The 16683-nt window shown below is 40.3% G+C and carries 16 protein-coding genes and 1 pseudogene; 6 read left to right on the top strand and 11 right to left on the bottom strand.

The annotated features are described in order from the left end of the window. Positions 1-42 precede the first annotated feature (42 nt). Positions 43-681, top strand: a complete 639-nt coding sequence (locus ACIF8R_RS05105) for a LysE family translocator (RefSeq protein ID WP_396479457.1) — start codon at positions 43-45, stop codon at positions 679-681. Between the two features lie 467 nt (positions 682-1148). Here the strand turns inward: ACIF8R_RS05105 and ACIF8R_RS05100 are convergent, their stop codons facing one another. The 5 genes from ACIF8R_RS05100 to ACIF8R_RS05080 form a co-directional block, all read right to left on the bottom strand. Continuing rightward, complete coding sequence (locus ACIF8R_RS05100) at positions 1149-3110, bottom strand: family 2A encapsulin nanocompartment cargo protein cysteine desulfurase (RefSeq protein WP_396479455.1); 1962 nt, start codon at positions 3108-3110, stop codon at positions 1149-1151. Continuing rightward, entirely contained in the window at positions 3085-4017 is a 933-nt protein-coding gene (locus ACIF8R_RS05095; RefSeq protein WP_001107602.1) for a family 2A encapsulin nanocompartment shell protein, read from the bottom strand. The genes ACIF8R_RS05100 and ACIF8R_RS05095 overlap by 26 nt, the downstream gene beginning before the upstream one ends. A gap of 257 nt (positions 4018-4274) precedes the next feature. Next, positions 4275-5216: a serine O-acetyltransferase EpsC gene (epsC, locus tag ACIF8R_RS05090; RefSeq protein WP_279985947.1), complete on the bottom strand. Its 942-nt coding sequence runs from the start codon at positions 5214-5216 to the stop codon at positions 4275-4277. A gap of 18 nt (positions 5217-5234) precedes the next feature. Further along, positions 5235-5744, bottom strand: a complete 510-nt coding sequence (locus ACIF8R_RS05085) for a rhodanese-like domain-containing protein (protein ID WP_005304325.1) — start codon at positions 5742-5744, stop codon at positions 5235-5237. 236 nt (positions 5745-5980) lie between these two features. Beyond that, the gene (locus ACIF8R_RS05080) at positions 5981-6718 is read right to left on the bottom strand and encodes an SDR family oxidoreductase (protein WP_396479452.1); all 738 of its coding nucleotides are present in this window, start codon (positions 6716-6718) and stop codon (positions 5981-5983) included. Positions 6719-6843: 125 nt separating this feature from the next. Here ACIF8R_RS05080 and ACIF8R_RS05075 point away from each other — a divergent pair. Further along, a pseudogene (locus tag ACIF8R_RS05075) lies at positions 6844-7763 on the top strand (LysR substrate-binding domain-containing protein). 37 nt (positions 7764-7800) lie between these two features. Here the strand turns inward: ACIF8R_RS05075 and yghU are convergent. The 3 genes from yghU to ACIF8R_RS05060 form a co-directional block, all read right to left on the bottom strand. Further along, positions 7801-8661: a glutathione-dependent disulfide-bond oxidoreductase gene (gene yghU, locus ACIF8R_RS05070; RefSeq protein ID WP_068564226.1), complete on the bottom strand. Its 861-nt coding sequence runs from the start codon at positions 8659-8661 to the stop codon at positions 7801-7803. Positions 8662-8694: 33 nt separating this feature from the next. Beyond that, positions 8695-9321 carry a glutathione transferase gene (yfcF, locus tag ACIF8R_RS05065; RefSeq protein WP_396479449.1) on the bottom strand — a complete coding sequence of 209 codons (627 nt, stop codon included), beginning with the start codon at positions 9319-9321 and terminating at the stop codon, positions 8695-8697. A gap of 120 nt (positions 9322-9441) precedes the next feature. Next, complete coding sequence (locus ACIF8R_RS05060; RefSeq protein WP_396479448.1) at positions 9442-10347, bottom strand: LysR family transcriptional regulator; 906 nt, start codon at positions 10345-10347, stop codon at positions 9442-9444. Between the two features lie 110 nt (positions 10348-10457). Between ACIF8R_RS05060 and ACIF8R_RS05055 the strand changes: the two genes are divergently transcribed. Beyond that, positions 10458-10889, top strand: coding sequence for a CidA/LrgA family protein (locus ACIF8R_RS05055; RefSeq protein WP_202732552.1), 432 nt, complete (start codon positions 10458-10460; stop codon positions 10887-10889). A gap of 13 nt (positions 10890-10902) precedes the next feature. Next, positions 10903-11592: an LrgB family protein gene (locus ACIF8R_RS05050; RefSeq protein ID WP_002157453.1), complete on the top strand. Its 690-nt coding sequence runs from the start codon at positions 10903-10905 to the stop codon at positions 11590-11592. Positions 11593-11599: 7 nt separating this feature from the next. On the opposite strand, the gene ACIF8R_RS05045 is transcribed toward ACIF8R_RS05050, so the two are convergent. Further along, the gene (locus tag ACIF8R_RS05045) at positions 11600-13090 is read right to left on the bottom strand and encodes a PLP-dependent aminotransferase family protein (protein ID WP_396479445.1); all 1491 of its coding nucleotides are present in this window, start codon (positions 13088-13090) and stop codon (positions 11600-11602) included. Positions 13091-13205: 115 nt separating this feature from the next. Here ACIF8R_RS05045 and ACIF8R_RS05040 point away from each other — a divergent pair, with 115 nt between their 5' ends. Both ACIF8R_RS05040 and ACIF8R_RS05035 read left to right on the top strand, forming a co-directional pair. Next, complete coding sequence (locus ACIF8R_RS05040) at positions 13206-13841, top strand: FMN-binding negative transcriptional regulator (RefSeq protein ID WP_396479443.1); 636 nt, start codon at positions 13206-13208, stop codon at positions 13839-13841. Positions 13842-13883: 42 nt separating this feature from the next. Continuing rightward, positions 13884-14477: a GNAT family N-acetyltransferase gene (locus ACIF8R_RS05035; protein ID WP_396479441.1), complete on the top strand. Its 594-nt coding sequence runs from the start codon at positions 13884-13886 to the stop codon at positions 14475-14477. Positions 14478-14480: 3 nt separating this feature from the next. Here ACIF8R_RS05035 and ACIF8R_RS05030 read toward each other — a convergent pair whose 3' ends face one another. Both ACIF8R_RS05030 and ACIF8R_RS05025 read right to left on the bottom strand, forming a co-directional pair. Further along, positions 14481-15473 (bottom strand): AraC family transcriptional regulator, encoded by a 993-nt coding sequence (locus ACIF8R_RS05030; protein ID WP_111853692.1) that lies wholly within the window; start codon positions 15471-15473, stop codon positions 14481-14483. 39 nt (positions 15474-15512) lie between these two features. Then, complete coding sequence (locus tag ACIF8R_RS05025; RefSeq protein WP_002045697.1) at positions 15513-16343, bottom strand: oxidoreductase; 831 nt, start codon at positions 16341-16343, stop codon at positions 15513-15515. Positions 16344-16683 lie beyond the last annotated feature (340 nt).

Genomic DNA, 16683 nt, shown 5'->3' with positions numbered 1-16683 from the left:
GCAATACAATCTTTTAGGTGATTTTCAGGAAACTAAATTGTTATGTGGCAGTTGTATGGACATGAGTTTTTAACACTAGCTCTTATTCACTTTATGGCGGTGATTTTACCAGGACCAGATTTTGTGATTACGGTAAGGCAAAGTGTTCGTTATGGCTATTTGATTGGATGTCTAACCGCAATTGGTATTGGTGTCGGAATTTCAGTGCATGTTTTTTATACACTGGTTGGTATTGGCTTTTTGATTCAGCAAAGTGAATGGCTCATGTCTCTTATCAGAACAGCGGGGGCAGCTTACTTAGTGTATTTAGGATGGCAGTGTTTAAGTAGCCAGCCGAATACCAATATTGAGATTAATGGCCAAGCAGACAGTGACACGCCGAGTTTATTTAAAGCGTTTACAATGGGTTTTCTTACCAATGCGTTAAATCCAAAAGCTACTATCTTTTTTCTGGCAATTTTTACGACGATTGTGAGTACGACCACACCAATGAAAGTTCAGATCATTTATGGGGTCTGGATGTGTATGGTCAATGCCATCTGGTTTATGGTGGTGAGTGTACTGTTTGCACAGCCTATTGTACGTAAAAGGTTTTTGGAGTTCGGCGTTTACTTTGAGCGGGTGATGGGAGTTTTATTAATTGGGATTGCATTGAGATTGATTTGGGGATTGTTTGTTTAATTGCCGTGAGTATTTAATGGGGGTGCAGAAGTACGATTTTAGATTGTATATAGTTTTTACGGCGTTCATACCAGTATTTGCTCGTGCTAAATTTCATCCACAGCCTGCCCATAATTTATAAAGATAATGTATTTGCAATATTTTTTAAAAAATGAAAACAGAGAACAGGTTCTGTGGATGAGAAAGTTTTTGGTTACTTTTAAAAAAAGTAACAGAATTAGCTACTTTCTTTGGAGATAAAACGGTAAGACTTCACCGTGATAATTACTTTAAATTGTCTAGAGTATTAATAACTCTTAGCTCGAGCCGAAGCTTAATCTAGGAATCGAAATTAAAATAATAAGACTCCGCCGTGATAACTACTTTGACTTGTTACTTCATATATAACTTTTGAGCTCAAGTAGTTTTAATAAATAATCCATAAAAAAGACCGCTCAAAAGCAGTCTTTTCTAGTCTAGAAATAGATTTAATTGCTACGCCTATTACGCGTTAGTTGATGTAAAACCGACACCAATAAATCAATTTCTTCAGTTGTATTATAAAAAGCCAAAGACGGACGCACGGTTTGTTCTACACCAAAACGACGTAAAATTGGCTGTGCACAGTGATGGCCAGAACGTACGGCAATGCCATGTTGATTTAAAGCTTTACCCACTTGTTCAGTTGAATAGCCTTGTAAAGTAAAGGACATCACACTGGCTTTATGATGTGCCGTTCCGATCAAGCGTAAACCAGACACACTGCTCAGAGCATTTTGACCATATTCGAGCAGATCATGTTCATAGCGAGCAATGTTATGAATGCCTAGACTCTCGACATATTCAAGCGCAGCGCCTAATCCGACAGCATCGGCAATGTTTCCAGTTCCAGCTTCAAACTTGTTTGGTGCAGGTTGGTAAACTACTTGTTCGAAGGTCACATCATGAATCATGTTACCGCCGCCTTCCCAAACAGGCATGCTTTCTAGCAACTCTGGTTTTGCATAGACCGCACCAATACCCGTCGGCCCAAACACTTTATGTCCAGAAAACACAAAAAAGTCTGCATCAAGGGCTTGTACATCGGTAGGGATGTGCGAAACAGATTGAGCACCGTCAACTAAAACACGTACACCTTTGGCATGCGCAATTTTAATGACTTCAGCAACAGGTGTGACTGTTCCTAAAGCATTCGAAACTTGAGTAATCGACAGCATTTTAGTGCGTTCATTAATCAGTTTTGGCAACTCTTCTAAAATAATCTGGCCCGTGTCATCCACAGGAATGACTCTTAATTTTGCTCCAGTTTTTTTAGTAAGTTGATACCAAGGCACAATATTGGCATGGTGTTCCAAGTGAGAAACGATAATTTCATCACCTTCACCAATATTTTGCTCACCCCATGTTTTTGCAATCAGGTTAATGCCTTCGGTTGTTCCTCGAACAAAGATAATTTCTTTAGAAGAGGGTGCACCAATAAATCGGGCAACTACATTTCTTGCATGCTCATAGGCATCGGTTGCACGAGCCGCTAACTCATGTGCAGCACGGTGAATATTTGAATTTTCATGCTGATAAAAATAAGCAATTCGATCAATCACGCGCTGCGGTTTTTGTGTGGTCGCAGCATTATCCAACCAGACCAGAGGACGACCATTTACGCGTTCCTGTAAAATTGGGAAATCGCGACGTATAGCATGTACATCGAGTGGTTGAGCACTACTTGCTACAAAGGTAGGTTGCGATGGTTGATAGTGACTATAACTTTGTCCACTTTGAGGCAAGTCTAAAAAATAAAATGCAGAGCTTGCCGAACTTTGGGGCGGAGTGTTCGTTGCAAAACGATCTTCAGTTAGCAATGATTTCAGCTGGTCACCATGTGGCAACTGAAAAGACTGCGCAACCGAATAATTATCCTCAACACCTTTAACAGATGGCTCTGCTGCATTTGGAGCAGAAAAATCATTTAAAAAATAATAAGGTGATTCACCTGCACCAGTGGGTAAGCTTGGTTCAATGCGTGGCACATTGGGTTCACTATGAGCACTTTGTGGCAAATGTGGTTCAAATGGTGGGCGTGGCAAATTAGCTCCACCAACCACAGGCGCAGACGCTACAATTCGACGTTCAGGGTAGTCTGGCAAATTTGGAATATGCTCAGGAAATTCCGGATTGAGACTTTTCTGAAAGGCGATATTGGGCGCACGACCACTGAGAGCAGAGAATGGTTCACCCGGTTGCGGTGGGTGAGGTGGCGCTCCGACAGGTAAGTCCAAGTTAAGGCCCGATGGAGAAGCTGAACTGCTTGAGCTTGGTAATGCTGAAAAAAACTCATTAGCAAGTCGAGCAATGGTGGACTCATCAGGGAAGTTGGCTGGTGGGTTAACACCAGTCACTTCAGGCCCCGTTGGACTACCTTGCAGATTACTTGTAGTTAACTGGGTAGTCATGATATTTGTCCACCTCCACATCATCTAATACTGCCAATGCATCATCAGTGAGTACTGCAAGTGAGCAATATAACGAGATTAGATACGACGCAATCGCGTTACGGTTGATTCCCATAAAGCGTACTGAAAGCCCTGGTGACTGTTCACCAGCAAGACCTGGTTGGAACAAACCAACAATCCCTTGACGCTTTTCACCTACACGAAGAAGCAAGATTTTAGTTTTGCCATCTTCTACAGGAATTTTATTTGATGGAATGAGTGGAATACCGCGCCATGTAATGAATTGCGAACCAAATAAGCTAACCGTTGGAGGCGGTACACCACGGCGTGTACATTCACGTCCAAATGCTGCAATCGCATCAGGGTGTGCTAGGAAAAATCCCGGTTCTTTCCAGACTTTACGTAGCAAATCATCAAGATCATCTGGAGTAGGTGGACCATTTAAGGTCGAAATACGTTGGTCATCTGTCACACTTGCCAGTAAACCGTATTCGGGGTTATTGATAAGCTCACTTTCTTGACGTTCTTTAATGGTTTCAATTGTTAAACGAAGCTGTTCTTTAATTTGGTCGTGTGGGCTGCTGTAAAGGTCAGCAACACGTGTATGTACATCTAAAACAGTAGATACACCATTTAAAAAGTATTCGCGTGGTTCTGGATCATAATCAACAAAAGTTTGAGGTAAAGTTGCTTCATCACGTTGTGTGCAAGCGACTTGAATATCATCGGTATTATTTACACGGTTTAAGCGGTAGATACCTGCTTCAACAGGAAGCCATTGAAGTAAGTGAGTCAGCCATCTGGGAGTAATTGTAGAAAGTTGGGGAGCAGTTTTGGTTGCATTGGCCAGTTGACGGGCTGCGTGGTCCCCCAGCGCAAGTTGGGCTTTGTCAGTATTTTTCGCCATGAATCATTTTTCCTTATTACAGTGGCTTGGTTATAAAATGTTAAATTTTTAAATTATCGTGTTAACAGATTAGAATTAAATATTCGATTTTCAAAATATGAATAAGGTATAAATAAATGAACACAGTTCACTTATTATGAATAAGCATATGTTTATGAAAATTTAATATAAATAAGTAATAAACTGATTTATATATACCAAATTCATGTTTTTAATATATTGGTTAAAACTCTTATATATAAAATTTTGAATACGATTTATTTAAATTCTGGATTTTTTTGATAAGACTCCAGTGGTGACTGTAAAATCTGGCTTCCTGCGGGAATACTATGTGTAAGCCAGACATTTCCCCCAATAATGGACCCTCGACCAATCGTAATACGACCTAAAATAGTGGCACCTGCATAGATCACCACGTCATCTTCAACAATTGGATGGCGTGTATAGTCTTTTTTCAAACCACCATCATCATTCGTTTCAAATCGTTTCGCTCCAAGGGTTACTGCCTGATAAATACGGACACGTTCCCCAATAACGCTAGTTTCACCAATCACCACACCTGTACCATGATCGATGAAAAATCCTTTACCGATTTTTGCACCCGGATGAATATCAATACCTGTTGCAGAATGCGCCAACTCGGAAATAATGCGAGACAATAAAGGCACTTGGGTATACAGTTGATGCGCTATTCGATGATGAATAATCGCAAATATGCCCGGATAGCAAAGTAATACCTCATCCACACTATGCGCCGCCGGATCGCCTTCATAAGCAGCACGCACATCGCCGTCTAAAAGACGTCGTATAGAGGGCAAGGTGTTGGCAAAATCCTGCACAATATTTTGAGCAAGTTCGTCTGGTTGTTGGACTGTGTTCGAATGACTCAAATGACGTTTTGCTTCATAGTTCAAAGCCAGTTGTACTTGAGCATGTAAGGCTGTGAGTACCCGATTTAAAGTATAGGCAATATAAGAATCTTCAGTTTCTTGACGTAAGTCAGCAGGGCCTAAACGCATTGGAAATAAAATTCCGCACAAGTCATCTAAAATGGCTTTTAACGCTTCTTTAGATGGAAGTTCACGGCCCCCAAATTCTTTGGTCCTGTGTTGCTGCTGACGCCAGTCATGCCTTGCTTGTTGCAAACCTTGTACAACAGCATTAATGTTCCATTGAGTCACAAGCTTTCCTTGATTCACTGAAAATTGATTAAAATATTAGTCTTGTTGCCAAGGAAGTTGATGGATGCGCCAGCCATTTTTCTGATTACGCTGTTGCTGATCATTTAGATCGCCTTCGAAGCCTTCAAGAACGTTATAAATATGCTCAAAACCAGCATTAAATGCGGCCTCGGCAGCTTGTGCTGAACGGTTGCCACTACGGCATAACAAAAGAATGGTTTTGTCTTTGCCAACTTTTGATTCGAGTTCTTTTAAAAAGCGTGGATTACGGTTAAACGATGTGCCTGTTGCCCAAGCGACATGAACACTTTCAGGGACATAACCCACAAATTTACGTTCTTCATTGGTACGCACATCAACTAAAACAGCTTCGCCTTGTTGTACGAGCTGCCATGCATCAGTAGGTGATAAACTGCCACTAAAATTAAGTTCATGGTCCTGTGCGTATTGCTGTGCTTTACTCAGAATAGTGTCTTTTGACAAAGATGTATTAGAACTCGAAGAGATAAAACCAGATGGGTTTTCTGTATTTAATTTGGCATTCATTTAAATAATTCCTTATCTTCGATTCAGATTGTTATTGTTCAATTTACGCGTTTTTAAATATAAGCAAAAATAAGTAATATCTATTTATATATATTTTTTTAATAAATAAGCAAGCTAAATATTTTATATAAAACAGTATTAATTAATCTTATAAAGTTCTTGTAATAATATGTTTAATGGATTTTAATATTTGGTAAAAACCATATGGATTAAAATAATCCATATGGTTTTAAACATTAAGAAAATCCACCATTTACTCGAATAACTTGTGAATTTACCCAACGTCCATCTGGGCCAGCTAGCATGGCAACTACACTGGCAATTTCTTCAGGTGTTCCGATTCTTTCCAATGGAGCGAGTTTTGCAATTGCTGCTACTTGCTCATCAGTTTTTCCATTGTAAAAAAGGTCAGTACCTGTCGGGCCGGGCGCAACGGCATTCACAGTAATATTTCGGCCGCGTAACTCATTTGCTAACACATGGACCAAACCTTCTACACCTGCTTTTGACGCAATATAGGGACCATATGCCGGAAAAGATTTAGCAATTACACTGGTTGAAAGCGCAATAATCCGGCCACCATCTGGCACCGTTTCGGCCGCATGCGCCAATATTAAAAACGCGCCACGTAAATTGGTATGAATCACTTTATCGAAATCTGGCAGGCTTTCAGGTGTAATTTTTGCCATAGGCATAATACCAGCACTATGAACCACAACGTCTAATTGCCCGTTAATCGCTTTAGCTTCTTGAAACAAACGGCTCACCTCATGTTCATTTGCAACGTCCGCTTGAATAGCTGAGGCTTGACCACCTTGCTCAATAATATGATCTACAGTTGCTTGGGCATGCACTTTATTGCCCGCATAGTTAACAATCACATAAAAACCATCTTGAGCTAAACGTTCTGCAATAGCACGGCCAATACCACGTGATGCGCCAGTAACCAGAGCTGTTTTTCTTGAAATATTCATTTTTAGATTGCCTGTTTGAGTCGGTATGGCTTATTTTAATAATATAGAAATATGGGATAAATCTTCCTAATTGGATAAGATAATTCCATATTCATTAATAATAGATAGGGTTAAAAGCGAGCACTATGGATAAATTTGATACCTTGCAACTTTTACCCGTATCGTAGAGCTGGGTAGTTTTAGTCAGGCAGCCGATCAGCTAAATATCCCACGTGCTACAGCAAGTAATGCCATTAAGGAGTTAGAGAGTAATTTACAGTGCCGTTTGCTAGAACGGACGACTCGGCATGTAAGACCATCACTAGATGGACAAGCATTTTATGAACGTTGTACACAAATATTATCGGAACTCGATGATGCCGAATCATCTTTACGCAATGTAATTGCTCAGCCCCGTGGTTTATTACGTGTCGATTTATCAGGCGCTCATGCGACTAAAATTGTTTTACCCAATATCGATCAATTTCACGAGTTATACCCCGACATTGAACTCGTAATTAGTATGGGTGATCGCTTGGTTGATCTGATTAGGGAAGGGATAGACTGTGTGGTGAGAGCGGGGCGTTTGGATGATTCCACTTTAATTGCTAGGCATTTGGTCGATATGCCACAACTCATTTGTGCAAGTCCTGACTATTTAAATAAACATGGAACGCCTCAGCAACCAGAAGATTTGTTATCACATTATTGTGTTAATTTCTTCTCGACATCAGGCGGGCGAAATTATCCATTTGAATTAATGGTGAATGGCAAAAAACAAGATTATTTTTTGAAAAGCTGGATCGCGGTAAATGATGCTGAAAACTATGTATTATCTGCTTTACGTGGGGCAGGTTTAATTCAGGTCCCGCGCTACCATGTGGCAAATGAGTTAAAAGACGGACAACTGGTTGAGGTTTTATCTGAGTGGGAAATCCCGAAGATGTCAGTTTCTGCTTTATATCCGCAGCATCGGCAGCTCTCGCCACGCGTACGAGTTTTTGTCGCTTGGCTGAGTGAGTTATATACGAGTTATTTTGCCAACTTTGAATACCCGCAAAAATGAAATATCTTGCGGGTGAGTCAAAAACTGAATGATATTTTTAAGACTGATTCTGCAATTTATCTTGAGTCTTGGTCTCAAAATCGCTGGCATCATGGCGTTCATGCAACTGTGTAGCTAAATCACCAAAAGTACGGTTGACCATACGGCCACGTTGTACCGCAGGGCGCGCTAAAATCGCATCTGCCCAACGTTGAACATTTTTATATTGATCGACACCTAAAAACTCCGCGCCGTTATATACCCAGTTTTTAACAAGACCGCCATACCAAGGGAATGCTGCAATATCAGCGATGCTATATTCAGAACCCGCCAAATATTCGTTTTTTGCCAGATGCTGATCTAATACATCAAGTAAGCGTTTTGTTTCCAAGGCAAAGCGGTTAATTGCATATTCAACTTTAACGGGTGCATAAGCATAAAAATGCCCAAAACCGCCACCTAGGTAAGGCGCGCTGCCCATTTGCCAGAATAACCAATTAAGGCATTCAGTACGTGCAGCAATATCAGTTGGAATGAAAGCTTTAAATTTTTCAGCCAAGTAAAGCAAAATTGAGCCAGATTCAAACACTCTTAATGGTGGGTTTTGGCTATGGTCAACCAATGCTGGAATTTTAGAGTTGGGATTAATTTCGACAAAGCCACTGCCAAATTGCTGTCCTTCACCGATTTTAATGAGCCATGCATCATATTCAGCATCTTGGTGTCCTAGCGCTAAAAGCTCTTCTAGCAAAATAGTGACTTTTTGCCCATTAGGCGTTGCTAAAGAATAGAGCTGGAGCGGATGTTTCCCTACTGGAAGTGTATGCTCGTAACGCGCACCTGAGGTAGGTTGGTTTAAATCGGTTTTTTCTCCAGTCCATTGCCAAACTTGTGGAGGAATATAGTTTGAATCACTCATTTTTTATCTCATGTTTGGTGTAAATATAAGGATTTATTTATGTCGCAAGGCAAGCCATTTTTGTACAGTCGGGCGTTGCCATTGCTGTAATACATAGTTTTTTAAGCGTTCTGGTACAGCATCACCATTTTGAATAAGGCGTTGCAACATCAGGGCAAGTTCAGCATCCACAATGCTCCATGACCCAAAAAGAAATTCGGCATCAGGCGCGAGAAGTTTTTCTGCAACAAAGAAAAGTTTCTCGGCTGCTTTTTTGCCTTCTTCTGAAAGTGGAGTGGACGTGGGCTGAATAAAAATAACATCGGTTGGACGTTCAGTTCTTAGTGCCACTAAGTCTGATCGGAGCCATGCCTGAATTTGTCTTGCTCTTGCGCGTGCTTGAATATCTTTTGGATAAATAGATGTGTTTGGATAAAGCTCTTCTAAATATTCCAAAATGGCAGAAGATTCTGATAAGGCAAAATCGTTATGCTCAAGTACAGGCACTTTGGCAGTTAATGACTTTGCTACATAAGATTTTTCTAACTGGCCTTGCTGGCCTAAGTTGATGGTCGCTATTTCAAATGGAATTTGTTTTTCATGTAGCCCTACAAAAACTGTAAACGCGTAGGGGCTTAGAAATTGTGAATCTGTGTACAGCTTAAAATGTTCATTATTCATTGTTATTGTCCATGTCATAAAACAATCGGATCTAGTCTAAGTGAGCTGATCCAAGATTGGGTAGCTTTTTTGTGGAAAAGCTTTATCGGTTTTTGAATTAAGCCATTTCAGTGTTCAAGGTTAGGGCTTAATGTGCTGAAAATGTTGACGAACAATGTTCAGCCACGCCTGTACTGCTGGTGAGACAGGAAGATTCTTTTTCCAAGCCATGACTAAGTGCCATTGAATATTTGGTTTTTCAAGCGGTACTGCTGCAAATAAATTAGGGTCAAGCATGTCGGTATAATACTGCGGGAGAAGTGCAATCCCCATTCGCTGTAACACCATGTCTGCCAAAAGGTGCCATTGGCTGGTCCGGCAAGCAATGGTTGGGTAGAAACCATGCTGCTTACAGGCATCGAGAATAATACTGTTTAAAGAGAAATTTTCTGGAAACATTAAAAACGATTGGTGTTGTAGCTCTTCTAGATTTATTTTTTTACGGGTTGCCCAAGTGGCATCACGACGTAAAAGAACCATTAAAGGGTAGTTACATAGCTCAATGCTATTAAAGATTTGCTCATCAAAGGGCTGCAATAAAACGCCCACGTCCAACTCATTGTTAAGCAAAGCTTGCTCAATACCGCGTGAACCAACCTCCATAAAAGCCAATTCAATATCTGGTAATTGCTGATGATAATCAAACAGGGCAGTCGTTAAGAGCTGCGAGCCTAAAGGCGGAACGCCAAGTTTTAAAGTTCCTGTTTTTAATTGTTGGTAGTTTTCAATTTCAAGAAAGATGTTTTGTTCTGCTTGAAGAAGCTCGACTGCATGTTGATAAATGCGCTCTCCAATTTCAGTTAGTTCAATTTGTCTTTTACGGCCGTGATCAGGTTTAACCAAAAGCTGTACCTGAAGCTGCTCTTCAAGCTGCTGTAATATTTTACTAATAGTCGGTTGAGTCAGATACAACTCTTCAGCAGTACGTGTAAAACTTTTAGTTTTTACCAGTGTAACGAAGCACTGAAGTGATTTTAGAGAAATCATAATAAAGAATAAATTATTCCATTTTGGAATAATATTAACATGAATAATTCATATTTAGCAGCTTTAACCAAGATAGCATAATGGTGTAGTTAACCATTTAATTTCGCAAAATGAGTACTGAATCTGCTTCTGGCACACCCACACAACCTTCACTTTTAGTTTTAGTTAAACAAATTTTGATTTTGGCTGGATTTTGGTGCGTCGGATATCTCTTACATCAAAAACTTGGCGTACCTGTCTCGGCAGGTATTTTAGGTATGTTTTTATTGCTTTTATGCCTGTTCTTTAAAATTATCAAAATGGATCAGGTAGCAATGGGAGCAACCGTTGTTTTAGGTGAACTGTTGCTGTTTTTCGTGCCCGTTGTGGTCGCTGTAGTGCAGTATAAAACCTTGTTTATGACCGAAGGATGGCAAATTGTTTTGAGCATTGCGGTTGGGACCATTTCGGTCATGCTCAGTACATGTCTGACGATTCACTATTACAATCGTTTGAAAGCTTATTTACAGGCTCGAAAACGTCTTCAACATAAGCATATCTAAAGAGCAAAACGACATGAATATTTGGTCAATTCTTTGTCTGATCTGGACTTTGGCAGCCTATGTTGTGGCAAAGCGAATCTATCAGAAAAATCCAAAACTTTGGTTGTCACCCGCGATTAGTGTGCCTGTACTCACCATTATTTTGATGACGATTTTTGGAATTTCATATCAAACTTATGCTGAAGATACGCAGTGGATTGTTAATTTATTAGGGCCAGCAACGGTTGCGTTTGCTGTACCGATTTATCGCTATCGGGAAACGATACGTAAAAACCTTGGGGTCCTTTCGATTGCGATTATTGTGGGCATGAGTGTAGGTGTGATGTCTGCTTATGAAATGGCGCAGTGGTTTCACTTTAGCCCTGAAGTCACCAATAGTTTGATGGCACGTTCTATTTCCACACCATTTGCCATGATTTTAGCGGAAGATATTCACGGTTCGGCAGCTTTGGTTTCACTATTTACAGTCATTACTGGTTTGGTTGGTATGATTTGCGGCGATGCGATCTTAGCGATTACTAAAATCCGTTCTAATGTGGCAAATGGGGCAGCCTTTGGCAATGCAGCGCATGGTTTTGGTACAGTTAGAGCACAGCAGCGCAATAGTGAAGAAGGTGTAATTGCCAGTTTAACCATGGTCATTGCAGGTATTTTAATGGTGCTGATTGGGCCATTTGCGATTCATCTATGGTTGCTATTGTAGGCCATGTCTAAGTCGGCTTGTCATGTTGTTGAATAATCTTTGATAGTTTTTTGATGGCTTGTCTCATCAGTTCAGGTTCAAAATCGCCTAAGCCGACAATTAAACCCGAACGTCGCCGCTCTTTTGAAAATGTCGGTGAAATTGCTTTGATGGCAATACCTGCATCGACTGCCGAGCTTGCAACGTCAATATCATTAATATGTTGAGCAAGCCATAACACCATATGCATGCCTTGATCGCCCGGCTGTAACCAAGCCAGTTCTTGAGGTATGTATTTTTCAATCAGACCAATAATGTATTCTCGAACTTCTGCATAAACATTTCGAGTACGTCGTATATGCCGCTCTAAATAACCCTCTTGAATAAACGCAGCCAAAACGTGTTGGTCAGCAGCAGGCGGGTGCCGATCAATTAAGACTCTAAGCCCACAAAAAGGAGCTACCAGTTCTTTAGGCAACACTGCATAGCCAAGCCTAAGCGATGGAAATAAGACTTTGCTGAAAGTCCCAAGATAAATGACTTGGTCAGGTGCCATGCCTTGCAAAGATGGGAAGGGCTGACCGTTGTAACGAAGTTCACTGTCATAATCATCTTCAATGATCCATGCATTTTGTTGTTTTGCCCAAGCTAATAAAGCTGTACGTCTTGCTAGACTCATCGGCATACCAAGTGGATATTGGTGAGAGGGTGTTACAAAAGCAGCACGCGCATGTTTAGAAAGTTTAATTCCGGTTTCAACCTGAATGCCTTCTTCATCAACAGGAACACGCACCATTCGAATGTTTTGTACAGTATGCTCAAAAATGGCTGTTGTACCGCGATAAGCAGGATCTTCAACCCAAACTTCATCTTTCGCCTCAAATAAAATTTGGCTGCAAATATAAAGTGATTGTTGAATGCCGGGCGTAATCACAATTTGTTCAGGTTCGCAGTGGACAGAACGTGACCGTCGTACATAGTCTGCTATAGCAATTCTTAGTGATAATACACCTTGAGGTTCACCATATCCTGAAGGAACACCTGCACCCCGTGATCTATATTTATTACCAAATTTACGCCAGATATCACTTGGTTGAGTACGACCGACGGGGACAGATACTGCAAAAGGAACATGGGGAAGTGGCTTAAATTCATCAAGCACTTTGGCATAAGAACGTGCCGATTTGGTCAAAGATATCGAGTTAGGTTTATTTTCTTTTGATGAGTGTTGTATTACAGATGTTTTAATCAAAGCATGAGACACATAAGTGCCAGTTCGTGGTTGAGAGTCAAACACACCTTCAGCTAAAAGCTGATCATAAGCTTCAATAATGGTTCCGCGAGCGACACCTAGGGTTAAAGCTAGTTCACGAGAAGAAGGCAATGGATCGCCGGGTTGTAAATCACCACTTTGTACAGCTTCACGTAAAGCTTGAGTCAGTTGAGCACTTATCTTTCCTTTGCTTTTATCAATCTTTGCAATAGACGGAAGTTCCACAACTTTTGCCATTCTTGCCATAATTCTGGTCTACTTAAAAAAATACAAAGTGGTTCTTTTTAATAAACCACATAAACCAGAAAATTTACAACACAAAATATAAATAACCCTGATATTTACAGTGAGGTTTTGAGCCATGTATATCCCCGATGATTATGCAGAAAACCGTTTGGATGTATTGCATTCTCTTATTACCGAATATCCGTTTGGCGTGCTTTTTACGCATGGAAGTAATGGGTTAGATGCAAATCATCTTCCATTCGAATTACAGGCAAGCGAAGGGGGATTGGGTGTACTACATGCGCATGTGTCTAGAGTTAATCCTGTCTGGCAGGACATTAAAAATGGAGATGAGGTACTAGTCGTATTTCAAGCGGGTGATGCTTATATTTCACCAAACTGGTACCCATCCAAACATGAACAGCACAGACAAGTACCGACATGGAACTATAGGGTTGTGCATGCTTATGGCAAAGTAACCATTCGAGATGATGAACGTTACGTCCGTGGTGTTGTGGCTCGTTTAACTCGTACCCACGAAGCATCTCAACCTGAACCATGGAAAATGTCCGATGCACCAAAGGACTATCTTGAACCGATGTTAAAAGCCATTGTAGGTATTGAGATTGAAATTACCAAGCTGCGAGGCAAATCAAAACTTGGGCAAAACAAAGAACGTCGAGACATTTTGGGCGCGGCAGATGGCCTATCGAAATCTGGTCATCAAACTATAGCGAATGCCATGTACAGTGTGGCTGAGTTAAATAAATAATTTTGAAAATATAAAAGCTTAATATCAATTGAGGAGATAAAGATGTCTTTGACTACACCTGTTGAGTTATTGGGTGAACACGTTATTTTAAAGCCGCTAAATGTAACTCAAGCTGAAGCGCTCAAAGAGGCCGTTTGTGATGGGGAACTCTATAATCTTTGGTATACCCGTGTGCCAAGACCTGAACAGATGACTGCTGAAATTGAAAGACGTCTCGGTTTACAAAAATCCGGCTCTATGTTGCCATTTTATATTGAAGACCGAAAAACGGGGCGAGCGCTTGGCATGACGACGCTAATGCATATTGAAGAAGCACATCGCCGTGTAGAAATTGGTTCGACGTGGTACAGAAAATCTGCACAGCGTTCACCTGTAAATACTGAGTGTAAAAAGCTATTGCTGGCCCACGCATTTGAGACTTTAAACTGTATTGCGGTTGAGTTACGCACATCTTCTTTAAATGTTCAAAGCCAAACTGCAATTCTTCGTTTGGGTGCAAAGTTGGACGGTGTACTCAGAAGTCATCAAATTGTGAAAGATGATATTTTGCGGGACACCCATGTTTATAGCATTTTGAAACATGAGTGGCCTGCGGTTCGCCAAAATCTGGAATGGATGTTGAACAAACCGCGTTAGGAATTAATGCATAAGTCTATATTCTTGCGGAGTATTACCTGTCCAGTTTTTAAATGCTCTGCTAAAAGAGTTGTGCTCTTGAAAGCCCAATAGAAATGAAATTTCACCCGTGCTCATTGATGATTTTTCTAAATAATGTTGGGCAAGAGATTGACGAGTCGCATCCAAAAGCGTTTTAAAATTAGTTTGCTCTTCTAAAAGTAGCCGTTGTAGCGTACGTTTGCTCATCGCGAGTCGTTGAGCAACATCTTCTATTGTACATAGTCCAGCAGGCAAGTTTTCTAAAAGTATTGCTTTAACTTTTTCGCTAACTGTTGCATCTTCATCAAGCTGTATAAGACTACGTTGCAAGTTTGGCTCGAAAAAAGACCACATGGTCGGGTTGGCTGTTAAAAAAGGACGTTCAGCATCTTGGCGTGAAAAGACAATTGAAATGTGTTCACTTTTTTGTGGAAGTACGCCAAAAAATGTTTTGTACTCTGCCAGATTATTAGGTAAATCGGGCAGTGTAACTTTCAAAGGTATAACCTGATGCCTTGTACATATTCTTGCTAATTGAGCAAAGAAGACCAGTTCTGACATAGCAAGGCTTTGGGGCGTTGGCGTAGATACATTATAGAATTTGAGTTCTAGCGTTGTTGTGTCGTTATCAATTGCGACTTGTAACTGCATTGGCCCAACGAGTCTTTTAAATTCAGATAGACGCTGTATCGCAATATTGAAGTTGGGACTACAAATACAAGCAAAAATCGCTGGATCAAACAGTTCAACTGTAATCATTTGACCAATTTTTAAAGGTAAGTCATTTATTCCAGCAAGTTGTTCAATTGCGTGCCAAAAATTGAAATATTGAACAGGCGTAAGGCTTGCATCTTTACGGTTGAATAAATCAAGCGGTAGAGATGCCAAACGTAATGCATCTTCAAGATTTATGCCTAGGTCATTCAGTAATAACTTCCAGTTGGTATTTAGGGCAAAATTTGAAGCATATTTCATTTGAGCATCTCAACATTAAACTTATATGGGTCACTTCATTTATTTAATAACTGACATCACCATACGATCAAACACACGGTCGCCAAACCATTTACGTACAAATATCATCAGTTTGGCATATTTGCCACCCACATAACGTGTTTTAGGTGAGGATGCATGAACAGCTTTCATCAGCATATCAACGACAACTTGCACGTCTGAAAGTTCACCTTTTTCAACAGAGGTATGTGTTGAGTTAGCAACTGCGGCTGCCATATGGCTATACGCACTTTGCCCTGAACGTTCAAGCATAGGTTGGACCATTACATCTGCAAATTCAGTTGCGATAGCACCCGGTTCAATGACAACAACATCAATATTAAATGATTTTAACTCTAAACGTAGACAGTCAGACCAGCCTTCAACTGCATGTTTACTCGCATGATACCAACTACCAAGTGGGGTATAAATTTTCCCACCCATTGATGAAATATTGATAATTCGACCCTGCATTTTTTTACGCATACTAGGCAGAACCTTTTGGGTTAAATAGGCCATACCAAACAGATTCACTTCAAATTGATAGCGTGCATCGGCAAGGGTAGTATCCTCCATAGCACCATACATACCAAAGCCTGCGCAGTTAACTAAAATATCAACACCCTGGGTTTCTTTTTCAATAGTTTTCACAACTTGGTCGATATCATCCTGATTGGTAATATCCATTTTTAATGTATGAGCACCAAGTGCTTTTAGTTCTTGCATAGCATCAACGCGACGAGCAACGGCATAAACAGTTGCACCTTCTTTGAGTAATGCTTTGGTAAATGCTTTTCCCATACCAGATGATGCGCCTGTGATGAGAACGATTTTTTCTTTAACTGTGTTCATATTCTGTCTCTCAACTAAAGTTTTAAGGAACTTGCTTTTCGATAGAGACATCATAGGAATTTGAACGATATTTATCCAAATCGAATGGCGACAATGTTTAATCAAAGTGCGCCAAATTTTAGTAAAGATCATTTATTAGAAATAGAAAAATAAACTCTGCATAAAGCGAAAGCTTATTTTTTGTTTAATCATGATGAACATAGGGCAATTAATAACCACGGGATTAAGCCATACTTAAATCATTAACCTGAGGTTAATAACTAATGATGTAGGTTGATTGATCGAAACTCCATAAAGCGTTTTTATAGATTCAGAACAAAACTGCGATCTATAGGTAAGC

It is taken from the genome of Acinetobacter sp. ABJ_C4_1 (assembly GCF_044538495.1).
Lineage (GTDB): Bacteria > Pseudomonadota > Gammaproteobacteria > Pseudomonadales > Moraxellaceae > Acinetobacter > Acinetobacter nosocomialis_A.
This window is presented reverse-complemented; position numbering and strand designations above follow the sequence as displayed.

Bases quoted from the DNA above. Each gene is read 5' to 3' on its own strand.
- ACIF8R_RS05085 (WP_005304325.1), bottom strand. From the start codon at position 5,744: ATGAATGCCAAATTAAATACAGAAAACCCATCTGGTTTTATCTCTTCG.
- ACIF8R_RS05030 (WP_111853692.1), bottom strand. From the start codon at position 15,473: ATGAAATATGCTTCAAATTTTGCCCTAAATACCAACTGGAAGTTATTA.
- ACIF8R_RS05080 (WP_396479452.1), bottom strand. From the start codon at position 6,718: ATGAATATTTCAAGAAAAACAGCTCTGGTTACTGGCGCATCACGTGGT.
- ACIF8R_RS05055 (WP_202732552.1), top strand. From the start codon at position 10,458: ATGAGTACTGAATCTGCTTCTGGCACACCCACACAACCTTCACTTTTA.
- yghU (WP_068564226.1), bottom strand. From the start codon at position 8,661: ATGAGTGATTCAAACTATATTCCTCCACAAGTTTGGCAATGGACTGGA.
- ACIF8R_RS05035 (WP_396479441.1), top strand. From the start codon at position 13,884: ATGTCTTTGACTACACCTGTTGAGTTATTGGGTGAACACGTTATTTTA.
- ACIF8R_RS05100 (WP_396479455.1), bottom strand. From the start codon at position 3,110: ATGACTACCCAGTTAACTACAAGTAATCTGCAAGGTAGTCCAACGGGG.
- ACIF8R_RS05060 (WP_396479448.1), bottom strand. From the start codon at position 10,347: ATGATTTCTCTAAAATCACTTCAGTGCTTCGTTACACTGGTAAAAACT.
- ACIF8R_RS05040 (WP_396479443.1), top strand. From the start codon at position 13,206: ATGTATATCCCCGATGATTATGCAGAAAACCGTTTGGATGTATTGCAT.
- yfcF (WP_396479449.1), bottom strand. From the start codon at position 9,321: ATGAATAATGAACATTTTAAGCTGTACACAGATTCACAATTTCTAAGC.
- ACIF8R_RS05045 (WP_396479445.1), bottom strand. From the start codon at position 13,090: ATGGCAAGAATGGCAAAAGTTGTGGAACTTCCGTCTATTGCAAAGATT.
- ACIF8R_RS05095 (WP_001107602.1), bottom strand. From the start codon at position 4,017: ATGGCGAAAAATACTGACAAAGCCCAACTTGCGCTGGGGGACCACGCA.
- ACIF8R_RS05105 (WP_396479457.1), top strand. From the start codon at position 43: ATGTGGCAGTTGTATGGACATGAGTTTTTAACACTAGCTCTTATTCAC.
- ACIF8R_RS05025 (WP_002045697.1), bottom strand. From the start codon at position 16,343: ATGAACACAGTTAAAGAAAAAATCGTTCTCATCACAGGCGCATCATCT.
- ACIF8R_RS05050 (WP_002157453.1), top strand. From the start codon at position 10,903: ATGAATATTTGGTCAATTCTTTGTCTGATCTGGACTTTGGCAGCCTAT.